This window comes from Stenotrophomonas sp. 220_Sma (assembly GCF_056487375.1).
The window spans coordinates 1,064,842-1,078,543 of sequence record NZ_CM151348.1; the positions used below are offsets into that span (position 1 = coordinate 1,064,842).

At 65.9% G+C, this 13,702-nt stretch carries 17 protein-coding genes; 6 read left to right on the top strand and 11 right to left on the bottom strand.

The annotated features are described in order from the left end of the window. Positions 1-82: 82 nt before the first annotated feature. From ACZLIB_RS05125 to ACZLIB_RS05145, 5 genes are all read right to left on the bottom strand, one after another. The gene (locus ACZLIB_RS05125; protein ID WP_197655857.1) at positions 83-481 is read right to left on the bottom strand and encodes a hypothetical protein; all 399 of its coding nucleotides are present in this window, start codon (positions 479-481) and stop codon (positions 83-85) included. Further along, entirely contained in the window at positions 481-837 is a 357-nt protein-coding gene (locus tag ACZLIB_RS05130; protein ID WP_197655856.1) for a hypothetical protein, read from the bottom strand. Before ACZLIB_RS05130 ends, ACZLIB_RS05125 begins: the two co-directional genes overlap by 1 nt. Before the next feature lie 106 nt (positions 838-943). Then, positions 944-1,234: a hypothetical protein gene (locus tag ACZLIB_RS05135; RefSeq protein WP_332329474.1), complete on the bottom strand. Its 291-nt coding sequence runs from the start codon at positions 1,232-1,234 to the stop codon at positions 944-946. Continuing rightward, positions 1,234-1,539: a head-tail connector protein gene (locus ACZLIB_RS05140; protein WP_478469272.1), complete on the bottom strand. Its 306-nt coding sequence runs from the start codon at positions 1,537-1,539 to the stop codon at positions 1,234-1,236. The genes ACZLIB_RS05135 and ACZLIB_RS05140 overlap by 1 nt, the downstream gene beginning before the upstream one ends. Next, on the bottom strand, positions 1,536-1,742 hold the full coding sequence (locus tag ACZLIB_RS05145; RefSeq protein WP_180838191.1) for a DNA-binding protein: 207 nt from the start codon (positions 1,740-1,742) through the stop codon (positions 1,536-1,538). The genes ACZLIB_RS05140 and ACZLIB_RS05145 overlap by 4 nt, the downstream gene beginning before the upstream one ends. Before the next feature lie 107 nt (positions 1,743-1,849). Between ACZLIB_RS05145 and ACZLIB_RS05150 the strand changes: the two genes are divergently transcribed. Continuing rightward, the gene (locus tag ACZLIB_RS05150) at positions 1,850-2,314 is read left to right on the top strand and encodes an Arc family DNA-binding protein (protein WP_180838192.1); all 465 of its coding nucleotides are present in this window, start codon (positions 1,850-1,852) and stop codon (positions 2,312-2,314) included. A 1-nt stretch (position 2,315) separates the two neighbouring features. Here the strand turns inward: ACZLIB_RS05150 and ACZLIB_RS05155 are convergent, their stop codons facing one another. Next, positions 2,316-3,494, bottom strand: coding sequence for an integrase arm-type DNA-binding domain-containing protein (locus tag ACZLIB_RS05155; RefSeq protein WP_478469273.1), 1,179 nt, complete (start codon positions 3,492-3,494; stop codon positions 2,316-2,318). 223 nt (positions 3,495-3,717) lie between these two features. Beyond that, positions 3,718-4,146 (bottom strand): hypothetical protein, encoded by a 429-nt coding sequence (locus ACZLIB_RS05160; protein WP_014036196.1) that lies wholly within the window; start codon positions 4,144-4,146, stop codon positions 3,718-3,720. 566 nt (positions 4,147-4,712) lie between these two features. Between ACZLIB_RS05160 and ACZLIB_RS05165 the strand changes: the two genes are divergently transcribed. The 4 genes from ACZLIB_RS05165 to ACZLIB_RS05180 all read left to right on the top strand — a co-directional run bounded on the left by ACZLIB_RS05165 (position 4,713) and on the right by ACZLIB_RS05180 (position 9,465). After that, positions 4,713-5,093: a tautomerase family protein gene (locus ACZLIB_RS05165; protein WP_478469275.1), complete on the top strand. Its 381-nt coding sequence runs from the start codon at positions 4,713-4,715 to the stop codon at positions 5,091-5,093. Positions 5,094-5,284: 191 nt separating this feature from the next. Further along, a complete protein-coding gene (locus ACZLIB_RS05170) occupies positions 5,285-5,680 on the top strand; it encodes a DUF2946 family protein (protein WP_423163237.1) in 396 nt (131 codons plus the stop codon). Positions 5,681-5,809: 129 nt separating this feature from the next. After that, positions 5,810-7,948, top strand: coding sequence for a TonB-dependent receptor (locus ACZLIB_RS05175; protein ID WP_478469277.1), 2,139 nt, complete (start codon positions 5,810-5,812; stop codon positions 7,946-7,948). Between the two features lie 11 nt (positions 7,949-7,959). Beyond that, a complete protein-coding gene (locus tag ACZLIB_RS05180) occupies positions 7,960-9,465 on the top strand; it encodes a PepSY domain-containing protein (RefSeq protein WP_478469279.1) in 1,506 nt (501 codons plus the stop codon). Positions 9,466-9,474: 9 nt separating this feature from the next. On the opposite strand, the gene ACZLIB_RS05185 is transcribed toward ACZLIB_RS05180, so the two are convergent. Beyond that, the gene (locus ACZLIB_RS05185; protein ID WP_478469280.1) at positions 9,475-10,608 is read right to left on the bottom strand and encodes an MFS transporter; all 1,134 of its coding nucleotides are present in this window, start codon (positions 10,606-10,608) and stop codon (positions 9,475-9,477) included. A gap of 11 nt (positions 10,609-10,619) precedes the next feature. Next, complete coding sequence (locus ACZLIB_RS05190; protein WP_049400656.1) at positions 10,620-11,396, bottom strand: DeoR/GlpR family DNA-binding transcription regulator; 777 nt, start codon at positions 11,394-11,396, stop codon at positions 10,620-10,622. Positions 11,397-11,555: 159 nt separating this feature from the next. Between ACZLIB_RS05190 and smqnr the strand changes: the two genes are divergently transcribed. Next, positions 11,556-12,203, top strand: coding sequence for a SmQnr family pentapeptide repeat protein (gene smqnr / locus ACZLIB_RS05195; RefSeq protein ID WP_032127748.1), 648 nt, complete (start codon positions 11,556-11,558; stop codon positions 12,201-12,203). A 3-nt stretch (positions 12,204-12,206) separates the two neighbouring features. Here the strand turns inward: smqnr and ACZLIB_RS05200 are convergent, their stop codons facing one another. Together ACZLIB_RS05200 and ACZLIB_RS05205 are read right to left on the bottom strand one after the other, a co-directional pair. Next, positions 12,207-12,881, bottom strand: coding sequence for a class I SAM-dependent methyltransferase (locus tag ACZLIB_RS05200; RefSeq protein WP_132809373.1), 675 nt, complete (start codon positions 12,879-12,881; stop codon positions 12,207-12,209). An 87-nt stretch (positions 12,882-12,968) separates the two neighbouring features. Further along, positions 12,969-13,667 carry a glutathione S-transferase family protein gene (locus ACZLIB_RS05205; RefSeq protein WP_478469281.1) on the bottom strand — a complete coding sequence of 233 codons (699 nt, stop codon included), beginning with the start codon at positions 13,665-13,667 and terminating at the stop codon, positions 12,969-12,971. Positions 13,668-13,702 lie beyond the last annotated feature (35 nt).

Below are 13,702 nucleotides of genomic sequence, written 5' to 3' on the forward strand. Positions count from 1 at the left end.
TATTGGAACAGGTATTGCACGCCGTATTTGCAGATTCCCTTTGCAGGAAATCTGAATCAGGTGGCACCTACGGGAGATGCGGTTAGGTCGGCCCGGGAAGAGCTCGCAGCAGGCGTGTCTGGTCGCGTGCGGGCAGGGTCGCCCACAACGGATCGGCGGCATCGGCTGGCCGGGTCAGTGCAACGTGCTTCTCGTCGGCCATTAGCGGGCCTTCTGGCAGCGTCGCGCGGGTGAACGGCGTGCACTCAAACACCACCTTGACGAACGGACCGCGGTTGCAGCGCGTGTGCGGCCGGTGGATGCGCTTCACCCGTATCGCCCGGCACTCGTTACCTGGCCGTCCCCAGTAGATGAAACGGATGCTGGCCGGCGTGACCGCGTTGCGTGGTCCCACTGGCAGTGCGGGCGGGGTGTGGGCATCGTCCGCGCTGGTTGGTTCCGGGCGGCCACTGTCGCCGATAGCCATTAGCTGAGCGCTCATCAGACCCTCCGCGTGGTAGTGGCGTACATCACCATCCCGAGGATCACCAGCAGGTCGGGAGCGACTGGGTAGGCTGCGCCGGGGTTGCTGCGCGTGTAGACGTGCAGTCCGCCGGGGCGGGCCTGGACGAACCGAATGGACTGCTGCCCTGCGATTTCCACCGCATAGCAGGCGTCTCCCGCGAAGTAGTTGCGGCGCAGGTCCACGTGCAACACGTCGCCCGGCTCATACTTCGGGGCATTGTCGTTGTCCTGCACCAGCACCTGGGCCCAGCGCGCGGTGTCAGAGAAGTCCGGTACAGGGGCAGGGACAACCCTGATTGCCGCCGGCAGCGGTTGGTGTACGATAGAACTCATAGTCAGTTCGTTCCTTGGTCGGTTCGGGCTTGGCTTTTGCGGCTCAGGTGGGTACGAACCACCTGGGCCGTTTCTATTTCTGGCATGCGGAGCATTGCTCCTCCTGTCAGTGCCTCTTGGTCGTGGATTTCATGGGGTCCAGCAGGCGTAGAGCGAGCGTCACCCGAGCGTCCTTGGGGGCGCTGATGGGCGTCATCTGCCAGGCGGTGAGCGCGGCCACCACGTCCATCACGAGGCCGGAATCCTCCTCAATCAGCGATTCCAGGTCGCGGCTGGTGTGGGTCTCGATGCACTCGATGCACTCGTGCATCACCTTGCGCACCTGCTCGTCAGTGGCTTGCAGCGTGGTCGGCAGGTACTCCCGCACATAGAGCAGCGGATTTGGGTCACGGTCCATCACGCCCCCCGGATGCCGGCATCGGTGCGGTGCTTCGCCAGCAGAGCGTGAGCGGCCTTGCGGCGGCGCTCGGCGTCGTCGGGCGTGCCGGCCTCAAAGTGCACCGACGTCAGGGTCAGTGCGGCGGCCAGCACGTCGCCGGGGACTGCGGCCTCTGCCGGCCAGCGGGTGGCTGAGGGTTCGCCACCGAGGTAGCCATCCATTTCGGCCTGTGCACCGCTGATGGCGATGCCGATGGCCGTGTCCAGGTCGCTGTCGATCTGGCGCAGGTGGGTCTTGGCCTGCTCAAGGGTCGGGATGCTCACGCGGCCTTACCCTCACGCGATGCCTTCTCCATTGCCTGCTGGCAAGCGGCCAGAGCGCTGTGGCTGCAAAGCCGGCGCTTGCCGTCCTTGTAGGTCTGGAGCAGGCCGGTATTGATGAGCTGGTATCCGCGAGTGCGTGAGACCCCGATCAGCCCGAAGGCTTCTTCGATGGGGTAGGCGAGTTTGAGCGCGGGATCGGTCATGGATGATTCCTCAACTGTTCGGATGAATGCAGCACCGTGCTGCATTGTCAAAATCTAGCACCGTGCTTCATTGACCGCAAGCACCGTGCTGCATCACTATCCGCGCCATGGCCAGAACCGATCCCCAAGTCAACATTCGAATCCCTAGCGCGCTCAAAGAGCGCCTGGAGGACGTGGCTGGAGAATCGGGACGCTCCCTAACGGCTGAGATCGTCCATAGGCTTGAGCTTTCGTTCGAAAGCCCTAATCCGGCACCGGGTAGTCTGGGACTGCGAGCAGACTTGGCCGCGAGGAGAGAGATCAATCAGTCAACGGTTGAGATGCTCATGCGGTCGGTCAATCGACTTGACGTGATTCTGCGTGAGGGTGGCTCAGGTCCATACCCAGGCAAAAACGCAGGGAAGTCAGCGCAGCAAGCGCTTCAAGATGCCCAGGAGGCGTTGGAGGTGTTTCGGGGGCAAGTAGAAGCCGCCAACCTCATTCTGTCGGAAATAGCGATTGCGGAAGCGACAGGCGCAGAACTCGAAATTGAGGACGTTCGTCAGTACGCGAAGGATCGTGGTCTGATCTGACCTATAGGAACTGCACCTGCGCCAGCTTGTCGCGCGCCGCGCCCTGCACTAGGTGGCCGTAGTGCTTCTCGATCATCGCCAGCGACGTGCCGGCGAGCTTGGCCACCGTCAGCAGGTCCATGCCGCCCACGATGGCGTCGGTGATCCAGCAGTGCCGCAGCGTGTAGAGCGTCACGCCGGCAGGCAGTCCAGCGCGCGCCGAGGCATCCCGAACAAGCTCGCTCCAGTCGCTGGGCGTCCACACCTTCTTCCCGTCCTGGGTGAACAGGTGCGCCTTGGGTAGCCTCCCCTTGGCCAGGCGGTCGAACAGCACAGTGGCCGCGGGCGAGAGCGGTATCTTGCGGTCGTGGTCCTTGCTGCGGAACCTCACGCTGGCCGTGCGGCCGTCATAGTCCGAGCGCAGGCACAGCGACGGGTCGCCCGGCCTGCAGCCGGTCAGCGCGACACACTCGATCAGGTCACGTACCGGCCCCTCAGCGGCTTCCAGCAGCGCGCGGCGCTGCTCCCGCTCCAGGTACAGGCCCCGGCGCTGGCCTGCGTCCTTGAGCGGCTTCACGGCGTTCCATTCAAAGGCCACGTCTGGCGATGCCTTGCGGCGCGCCACAGCGTGATTCAGTGCGGCCACCAGCGTCGTGCGAATGCGGTTCACACTGGATCGGGCAAGGGGCTTTGTCACTGGTGGCCGGCCACGCTTCACCGGCAGCGGAGGGAGGTCGCCTTTCTCCACGCGGTCGCGCCAGGCCTCAATGTGATCCTGGTGGAGATCCTTGAAGCGCACCTTGCCCAGCTTGTCGCCATAGAGGCAGCGCTCGAACCGGCGCTTGGCATCATCCGATGCAGTCTTGCGCCCATCCTTCTCCAGGGCGGTCACGTAGTCGCGGCAGGCGTCGGCCACCGTGAGTTCGCTCTTGGGGGCAACCACGGATAGCGGCGCGCCATGCTGGTCGGTCTCGGCAAGCACAGCGCGTGCTTTGGCGCGGGCAGCTTCCACCGTGACGCACGGCCACTTACCCAGCGCGCGGGTGCTGGTGCGGCTCCATTGCACGTTCCAGCTCTTGATCCCGGTGGGCTGCACCCGTAGGTGCAACTGCGGAACCACGGCGTCCCACAGGCGGTACGGCGTATCCTCGGGCTTGGCCGATTCAACGACGGTGGCGGTCAATCGCTTGGACTGTTTCATGAGCTCGTAACTGCACGGTAACTGCAAAACCCAGTGTGCGGGCAAATCCATCGGTACGCAATGGCACGACAAATCAAGGGTTTCCGTGCAATCACCTTGTGCCGCAAGGGCCTATGTCATCCTTCACACGGCAAGGGTCACAGGTTCGATCCCTGTACCGCCCACCATGTTGCAGAACGAAACAAGCCTCCAGCAATGGGGGCTTTTTTGTTGCCTCGCATAATCAGCGAGGCCTTGCGCCAACCGGCGCCAGGGCATCACCCAGTCCATCCTGTGCAGCGCGCGCGATCTGACGTGCGGCAACGATCAAGCCGTCCCGATGGAAGTCACCGAGTTGATCCTGTGGATCGCCAGCCAGGCGCGCGCGTTCGGCAGCATGCAGTAGATCCAGTACGGCATTCAATGCGACCAGCGAGCGGTCGAGCGAGCCGAAGCCTGTGGCGCTGAGTGTCTGCGGGGTACACGCGCGCCCGGCCTGGTCATCACCGGCGCGGATGGCATCGAGGCATGAAAGGAACGTTGGGCGCGAAGGTGGCAGCAGTCGCTCCGCCAGTGCGCATTCGATCTCACGCGCAAGGTCCTCGGGCACGTCGGCGGCGACGTCGCCGATAAGCGCGTGCAGGCGGGGATGGATGGCGGTTTGGTTGGTCATGGCGAAACCCTCACTGGCGTAGGGCCACCTTCCAAAGTGAAGGTGGCGGACGGTGCGGGTTGGCGTACCAAGGCAAACAAGCTTCAGGGGAGAAGAATGCCTGGCGGATCTGGCGATCCCCACGCACCGGCCGCCATTGAGGGCAGTCGGTGCATTCTCTCTGCTGCGATTGTTCTCGCAGCCCCTAAATCTTGTTTGTTTATTCGAGACGCCAATCCCGGCCAAGGCGTCTTGCCTCGGCGCGGCGATCTTCAAGCCGGGCAATCACATCGGTCTGTAAGGAAAATTCTCAACTGTCCCTAGGCAGGCCAGACGTTTTCCGATGTGTGCCGTCCGACACCTGCGAGTAGTGCGGCCCATCACTGATGGCGCACATCGCCGCCCCTACCGACCGTGCACAAGACGACTCCAGAGCGGCGCCGCCACGGCAATCGCGTCACCCCGCGCGGCGGAGGCGGAACCGTGCCACGGGTCGACGCAGAGGGTTCCATTCCTGCGCTGTCCCGCCGCCCCAGGCAGGCGTAGTCTCAGCCCGTTGCCGTGCCCATCCACTCTGGAGTGCCACCATGCCGCTCGCCCGTATCGATCTTCGCAAAGGTAAATCCGCCGACTACCTGCAACGCGTCGGCGAAACCATCTACCAGGCCATGCGCGCGGTGGGGGTGCCGGAAAATGATCGCTTCCAGATCTTCCAGCAACACGAGCCAGGTACGTTGATCTACGACCCCGGCTATCTGGGCGTGGACCGCACCGACGATTTCATCTGCATCCAGATCACCTGGAACGAAGGGCGCACGCTGGAGCAGAAGAAGGCGCTGTACGCCGGCATCGCCGAGGGCCTGCACGCGGCGGTGGGTATCCGCCGAGAGGATGTGTTCATCAACCTGGTGGAAGTGAAGAAGGAGAACTGGTCGTTCGGTAATGGTGTGGCCCAGTACGTGAGTTGATGCGCGAAAAGCATCCACGCATGGCGTGGATCTACAGAATGGAGGGCGTGCGCGGGGGAGGGCAGCCCTGCGTCACCGTGTCGCAGGGGGCAAACCCTGAACCTGGTCCAAGGTTGGTCAGGGCCCCGTAGAATGGCGGCGTGCGCCGTTCTGCTCTCCACCGCCGGTTCCAGGCCCTGGCATGGCTTGCCATGCTGCTGGTGCTGCTCGCCCCGCTGGTGAGCCGCTGGCTGGCGCACGGTCACGTGGCTGCTGCAGTGCCGGCGGCGGCGATGGATCACGCGATGCACGCAGAGCATGCGCAGCACGCGATGGAAGGCCATCACGACCACCACGCGATGGCGATGCCGCACGGCGAGGCCGCAAAGAAGCCACCTGCCGATCCACACGCCGATCATGAGATGGGCGTGGACTGCGATTACTGCCTGATCGCTGCACGGCTGATCACGCTGCTGGTGGCGGCAGTGCTGCTGTTGGCGCCGATGGCACCGGTGTGCCGCGCGCTGCGCGGTGCGGTGCGGTCGTTGCCGCAACGGATCAGCGGCACATTGGGAGCGCGTGGGCCGCCGGCTCTGATGGCTGCCTGAGCCGCACGCGCGTTGCATTGAACATTTTTCCATGAGGTTGCCGGCCACGGCCGGTGCCCGCACGCGCGTGTTTGTCCCTTTCTGATTGCTGCCCTGCCATTGCGGGGTGGCCTTGCATGCCGTGAACAAATGAAAACGAACCCCAACTCCGCGCACCTGCGCCGGGCGACGCTGCCTGTCCTGTGCGCATTGCTCCTGCACGCCGCGCCCCTGCTTGCCGCCGATGCGGCACCACCGACCACGCTGGATACCGTGCGGGTGGTCGATACCCGCAGCGGTGAGCTGTCGTCCACCGCCAACGCCGGTTCCGCGCTGGGCCTGAGCGTGCTGCAGACACCGGCCAGCCTGACGGTGATTTCGCGCGAACAACTGGAACAGCGTGGCGACAGCAACCTCAACGATGCGATCAGCCGGGCAGGTGCGATCAGTGCGATGCCGCACCCCGGCAACGGCCTGAGCGCGCTGTCCAGCCGCGGCTTCACCGATGGCGCTTCGGTGATGCGCCTGTACGACGGGCTGCGCCAGTACGGCGGCGTGGGCATCACCTTCCCGTTCGATACCTGGTCGATCGAGCGCATCGAAGTGCTGCGTGGGCCGGCGTCGGTCATCCATGGCGACGGTGCGATCGGCGGCGTGATCAACATCGTGCCGAAGAAGCCCACGCGTGGTGCGATCGAGAACGAGATCAGCGTAACCGTGGGCAGCGAGGACACCGCGCGCCTGGGCTTCGGCAGCGGCGGTGCGCTGACCCCGGACCTGGCCTATCGGTTGGATATGAGTGGCAACTACAGCGGTGGCTGGGTCGATCGCGGGCGTAACAGTGACGCGACATTCTCCGGTGCGTTGCTGTGGCAGCCGCGCGCGGACCTGCAGCTGACCCTCACCCATGCGCAGGGCTACCAGCAACCGATGCGCTACTTCGGCACGCCGCTGGTCGAGGGCCGCCAGCTGGAGGCGCTGCGCCACCGCAACTACAACGTGGAAGACAGCCAGATCCGCTATCGCGACCGCTGGACCCAGCTCGATGCGCTGTGGACGCCGACCGCGAACGTGGAATGGCGCACGCGCCTCTACCAGATCGACAGCCAACGCGATTGGCGCAATGCCGAGGCCTATGTCTACAACCGCGCCACCGGCTTGATCGATCGCTCGGGAAACACCGAGATCACCCACAACCAGGACCAGACCGGACTGACTTCGACGCTGCGTGTGCAGGGAACCGCGGGTGGCCTGCAGAACAGCTTCGCGGTGGGCCTGGACGCCAACCGCGCGCACTTCAAGCACACCAACAACACCTATGCCGGCAGCTCGGGCCCGGTCGACCCGTTCGATCCGGTGCCGGGCCAGTTCGCCAGCGACGCGCCGAACCTGCCGCGCTACCGCAATCGTGCCGAGCAGTACGCGCTGTTCGTGGAAGATCGGTTGGCGCTGAGCGAGCGCTGGTCGGTGCTGGGTGGGCTGCGCCACGACCGCGCGCGCATCGACCGTACCGATCTGATCAGCGGCCAGAACGCGTTCTCGAAGACCTACAGCAGCACCGGCTGGCGTGCAGGTACGGTGTTCGCGCTGCGGCCGACGCTGAGCCTGTATGCGCAGTACTCGCAGGCAGCAGACCCGGTCAGTGGGCTGCTGATGATCAGCCCGGCCAACGGCGCCTTCGACCTGGCCAAGGGCCGGCAGATCGAAGTGGGCCTGAAGCAGGCCTTCGATGGCGGCGAGTGGACGCTGGCGGCGTATCGCATCCGCAAGACCGGGCTGCTCAGCCGCGATCCGCTGGTACCGGACCGCCGCGTGCAGGTGGGCGCGCAGACCTCGCGTGGTATCGAGGCGTCGTTGAACTGGAACGTCGCGCCGCACTGGACGTTGGATGCCAACGCCACGGTGCTGAAGGCCGAGTTCGAGGACTTCCTGGAGACCACCGGTTCGCCGCCGCTGCTGGTGTCGCGCGATGGCAACGTGCCGCCGAACGTGGCCGAACGCCTGGCCAATGTGTGGTTGAGCTGGCAGTTCGCACCGGACTGGAGCGCGGCGGGTGGCGTTCGCTATGTCGGCAAGCGCTACGCAGACAATGCCAACACGCTGGAGTTGCCCAGCTACAGCACCACTGACCTGGCGCTGACCTGGCAGGCAGCACCGCGCACGCGATTGTCAGCGCGCCTGTTCAACGTATTCGACAAGGCGTACTACGCCACCGCGTACTACACCAGCACGCAGTGGCTGCTGGGCGCGGATCGTCGCGTCGAGTTCACCGTCGACCATCGCTTCTGAGGACACGCACCATGTCGCTGCGATCCACTGCCAAGCGCTGGACCTACCTGGTGCACCGTTGGCTCGGCATCGGCGGATGCCTGCTGATGCTGTTGTGGTTCGTCAGCGGCATGGTGATGTTGTTCATTGGCTACCCGAAGCTGACGCCCGGTGAACGTCTGGCGGCATTGCCGGTGCTGCTGGAGGCCCGCGATCTGCGCGGGCTGTCGGTGCTGCCTGCAGCCGTGCAGGCCGAGCCGGAGACCGTGGCACTGACCACGCTGCGTGGCGAGCCTGCGTATGTGGTTCGCGCGGGAAGCAACGTGGGGGCGTGGTCAGCCGTCACCGGCCAGGCCCTGCTGCCAGTGTCGGCACAGCGCGCCGAAGCGTCAGCGGCACAGTTTGCTGGCGGCCCGGCCTTTGTCGGTGCAATGCGCGTGGAAGAGGACCGTTGGACGCATTCGCGCGCGCTGGACGCGCACCGGCCGCTGTACCGGGTGGAGGTGGGGGGCGCACAGCCCGGTGACCTGTATGTGTCCTCGCGCACCGGTGAAGTGGTGCTGGACGCACCGCATGTGCAGCAGCGCTGGAACTATGTGGGGGCCTGGCTGCACTGGCTGTATTTCCTGCGCATGCAGTCGGTGGATCCGGTCTGGACGTGGGTGGTGATCGTGCTGTCCGCGCTGTGCACGGTGGCGGCGGTCAGCGGCATCGTGGTGGGTGTGTGGCGCTGGCGTTTCCGCGGGCGCTACCGCTCCGGTGCGAAGACGCCGTACGTCGAACCGTGGATGCGCTGGCACCATCTGATCGGACTGATGGCTGCGGCCTTCGTGTTCACCTGGATCTTCAGCGGGCTGATGTCGATGAATCCATTGGGGGTCTTCAGCAGCACGCGCGAGGCGATCGATGTTGAACGCTATCGTGGCAGCGCGGTAACGGTGGATGGCGCGTTGGGTGAGCCGGCGAAGCTTCTGGCGGTGGCCGGTGCTGAGCGCTTCCAACCAGTCGAGATCCAGTGGCGCCGCATCGGAGGCGAGCTGTTCGCGGTGCTGCTGGATGGGAAAGGCGATACCCGCATCGTGTCCGGCAACGATGGGCATCTGCAGGTTGCGCGGTTGCTGCCGGCCGCGTGGCTGCAGCAGAAGGTGCGGGCGCTGTCCGATGCGCCGATGCAGGGTTTCGTGGTGCAGCGTGCAGCGGACGCCTACTTCTATCCGCGTGCACCGGAAGCCATGAACGGAGCGGCGGTACGGCGCTTCCCAGTGGCGGTGGCGGATTTCGGCGATGCCGAGGCCACGCGGGTCTACCTCGACCTGGCCACCGGCGATCCGTTGCTGACAATGGGGCACCGCGAGCGCGTGGGGCGCTGGTTGTTCTACTTCCTGCACAGCTGGGACCTGCCGGCGATGCTGCGCCAGGAAGGTGCCCGGCTGGCGGTGTTGCTGCTGCTGAGCGCTGCTGGCACCGCGCTGTGTGCCACGGCGACGGTGATCGGCTATCGGCGATTGCGGATGAAGCTGCGGCACAGGCGGCGCTGAGGCCCTGGGCTACATCCGCAGCCAACGTGTGGACACGGCCACCAGCAACAAGGCCGTGGCCACGCCGATGAACGCAGCGATCAGGCCGAAGTGGTTGGCAGCAAAACCGATCAGCGCCGGTCCGGCAAGGATGCCCGCAAAGCCCAGCGTGGAAACGGCGGTGATTGCCAATGCGCCGGGCATGCGGGTCTGGTGGCCGGCCAGCGAGAACAGTGCCGGTGCGATGTTGGCGCAACCGAGGCCGACCAGCACATAGCCCACCAGCGACGCCTGCCACGGCGTGACCAGCGCCAGCACCAGCACGCCAGCGGCGGCAAGCAGAGCACCGAACACGATCGCGCGCTCACGGCCCATACGCGCTACCAGTGCATCGCCGAACAGGCGCGCCACGGTCATGGTCAGGGTGAAGGTTACATAGCCGATGCCGGCGAGGCTGGCATCGACGCGACGCACATCGCTGAGGAAGACCGCGCTCCAGTCCAGCATCGCGCCTTCACCGAGGAAGGCGACGAAGGCGAGTACGCCGATGAACAGCACGATGCCGTGGGGCAGGGCCAGCATCGGTGCGTCGTGTGGCATGCGTTCGCTGTGCCAGTACGCCGCCGACAGCAGCATCACCAACAGCATGGCGCTAACGCCGATCATCACCGATGCCAAGGGGGGCATCTGTGCGGACAGCAGCACGGTCATGGTGGCCGCGCCGAGGAAACCACCGATGCTGAAGAAGGCATGGAAGCCGGACATCATCACGCGCCGTGCTTCGCGCTCGACGATGACGGCCTGCACGTTCATCGTGCAGTCCATTGCGCCTACGGCGGCACCGAACACGAACAGCACCAGGCCCAGTGACCAGGCCGAACCAGCCAGCGCCAGGCCGGGCACGGTCAGGCAGATCAGCAGGCTGCTGGCCACCATCACCCGGCGGCAACCGAGGCGCGCGGCCAGCACGCCGGACAAGGGCATGGCCAGCAGCGAACCGGCACCGAGGCAGAGCAGCACCAGCCCCAGCGTAGCGTCGTTGATCTCGGTGCGTGCTTTGGCGAATGGCACCAGGGTGGCCCACAACGCAGTGGCGAAGCCGGGAATGAAGAACGCAGCGCGGGTCGCGTGCTGTTCGGCACGCGCGCGGTTGGCAAGGGACATGGGCGGTACGGTCAGGGCGGAGTGGGGTGTACCGCGATGCCGGCTGCGCGGAAGCGCGCGGCCAGCGCCGGCGGAGCCGAGGTGGTCAGCACCAGATCGTCGATTTCATCGAGGCTGGCGATCTGCCAGTTGCCGCGGGCACCGAGCTTTTCAGTGGTGGCGGCGACGATGACGCGGCTGCTGCAGGCCACCATCGCGCGTTTCAGCGTGGCTTCTTCCGAATCCATTGCCCAGACGCCGGTGTCGCCGTCCACCGCGCAGGGGCCGGGCAGGTATACGTCGGCGCGCAGGCGCTGCACCTGCGCCAACGCTTCAGCGCCGACCGCGCCGCCACCGCTGGCCAGGCGGCCGCCGATCAGCTGCACCGAGGTGCCTTCAAGCATGCTGGCGGCGGTGGCGATCTGCGGAGCATTGGTGATCACCGTCAGGCCGAGAGCGGTCGGCAGCTGCTGGGCGATCGCCAGGTTGGTCGACCCGGCGTCGAGCAGTACGACCTGGCCGGGCTGCAGCAGCGCGCAGACGCGGGCGGCCAGCTCGGCCTTGTCGCCGCGGTCGCGGGTCAGTCGCTCGCGTAGCGGGCGTTCCTTGGGGGGCGGCAGCACGGCGCCGCCGTAGACACGCTGGCACAGGCCTTGGGCGGCCAGCTCGCGCAGATCACGGCGGATCGAATCTTCGGAGACGGCATAGCGGCGCGCCAGTTCGGCGGCGACCACGCGGCCCTGCTGGCGCAGTTCCTCGAGGATCTGCAGGGTGCGCTGGGCGGGGAGGGGGCTGGGATCGGAGCTCATGCCGCAAGTCTGCACGTTCGTGCATTAACGTGCAACAACGTGCATTTGGCGGGCGTGGCCACAGATCGGCTGGACTGCCGGTGAACCCGACCGCGCCAGCGTCTATGGATCGCCTTCGCGGCCCGGCATCATGGCGGGGCACCTGGCATGGAATCCACGATGTCCCCCACCGTTCACCGCAAGCTGCGCATCGGCGCGGACCAGTACACCGGCCAGAAAGTGGTCGACCAGCAGTTCTACGAATGCGATTTCTCCGGCGCTGACCTCACCGCCACCGAGTTCATCAACTGCAGCTTCTACGACGCTGAAAACCGCGCCGGTTGCCGCTTCAATGGCGCCACATTGAAGGAAGCCAGCTTCCGTAGTTGCGACATCAGCATGTGCCACTTCAGTTTCATCAAGGCGCTGGGCCTGGAGATCAGTGAGTGCCGTGCGCAGGGCGCGGACTTCAGCAACGCCAGCTTCATGAACCAGATCACCACGCGCAGCTGGTTCTGCAGTGCCTTCATCAAGAAGTCGAACCTGCGCTACGCTAATTTCTCGCGGGTGACATTGGAAAAGTGCGAACTGTGGGAGAACCGCTGGGACGGCGCGAACGTGAGCGGTGCCAGTTTCGCCGGTTCGGATCTGTCCGGTGGCCAGTTCGAGGGGATCGACTGGAACAGTGCCAACTTCACCGACTGCAACCTGACCAACTCCGAGCTGGGCGAGCTGGACCTGCGCAGCACCAACCTGCGTGGTGCCACGCTGGACGTGCAGCAGGTGGCGCTGTTGATGCAGCGCATCGGCATCACGGTGGTGCCGTAGGCATCAACCGGCGTACGCCACCCAGCCCTTGAAGCTGAAGCCGGCATAGAACAGCTCCACGTTGTCGAAGCCGGCCTCCTGCAGTAGCGCAACCTCCTGCTCGGGCGACAGCAACGGCAATCGCTCGGCAATGGCGTCGATCGCGCGCTGCGCATCGGCGTGGGCAACCCCCGAGGCTTCGGCGAACGCCGCGTAGCGCTGCAACCAGCGCAGCTTGCCGGCCGGGTCCTGCGGCACGCTGTGGTGCGCTACAACCAGCGGCGCACCGGGTTGCAGGCGCCGGTGCAGTTCGCGCAGCGTGTGCAGGCGCTGCCCGGCATCGAGGAAGTGCAGGGTCAGCAGGCAGCTGGCACCGTCGAAGCGCGCATCGGGTGCATCGTCGATATAGCCTTCCAGCAGCTGCACGCGCGACATCAGCGGACCCAGTGTCTGCTCGGCCAGGGCCAGCATCGGCGCGGCCGGGTCGACCCCCAGCAGCTGCCAGCCCGGCTGCGCCTCGGCGAAGGCCTTCAGTTCCAACCCGCCACCGGCACCCAGCACCAGCACGCGGCCCTGAGCGGGAACACGTTCGGCCAGCAGCAGCCGGCTCATCTGCTGCAGGGCGAGGAAGCCGGGCACCTGGCGCAGCGGTGCTTCGGCATAGCGGGCCACCGCCTGCGGATCGGAGAACGTGGACATGCGCGGATTCCTGCAGCGGGGGACATACCACTGTAGCGCGGCGCGCAAGAGGCATTGCGCGCCGCTGCCGCACGTGCAGGACAGGGCTCAGGCCGCTGCGGCCTCAAGCACGTCTTCCAGCCGCACCTCGCCGAGGAATCCACCGCCGCTGGTTGCCGGCTGCTGCGCTTCGATGGCGTGGGCGAACTGCACGCCGGCGTCGTCCTGCAGGCGCTCGAACAGCTGCTGCACCCTTGGGAACTCGCGTCGATCGACCACCTGGTGATAGTCGTTCCAGCGCGCGATGCCTGCGAAGTAGGCGTCGGCAAAGCTGCGCTGTTCGCCCAGCAGCCACGGGCCCGTGCCGATCATCTGCTCCAGCGCTTGGTGGGCGTGGCGCACCTTGGTCGTGCCATAGGCACGCAGCGCCTCGCCTTCATCGCCTTCCGCATGCTCCAGTGCGTGCCAGAGCGGCGCGTAGGCACCGAAGAAACTGGTGTTGAGATAGGCCAGCCGATGGTTGAGGCGATCGAAGCCGGAGGTGCCCTGTGCGAAGCCCAGCCCCTGTGCGATGCCCTTCGCGGCCAGGTGGTTGAGGATGGCCAGGCTCTCGCTGAGCAGCTCGCCCTGTGTGGTTCGCAGGGTCGGGGTTTCGCCCAGTGGATTGAGGCGGCGGTAGTCTTCGCTCTGCACCTGGCCGGGCATCTCGATGCGGCACAGGTGATACGGCTGGCGCAGCCACTCCAGCGCGATGATGGAGCCGAACGAGCAGCCCGAGGGCACGCCGTAGAAGAGGATCGGGGTCATGGCAGGTTTCCGGTTCGAGCCGCGATGCGGCGGGT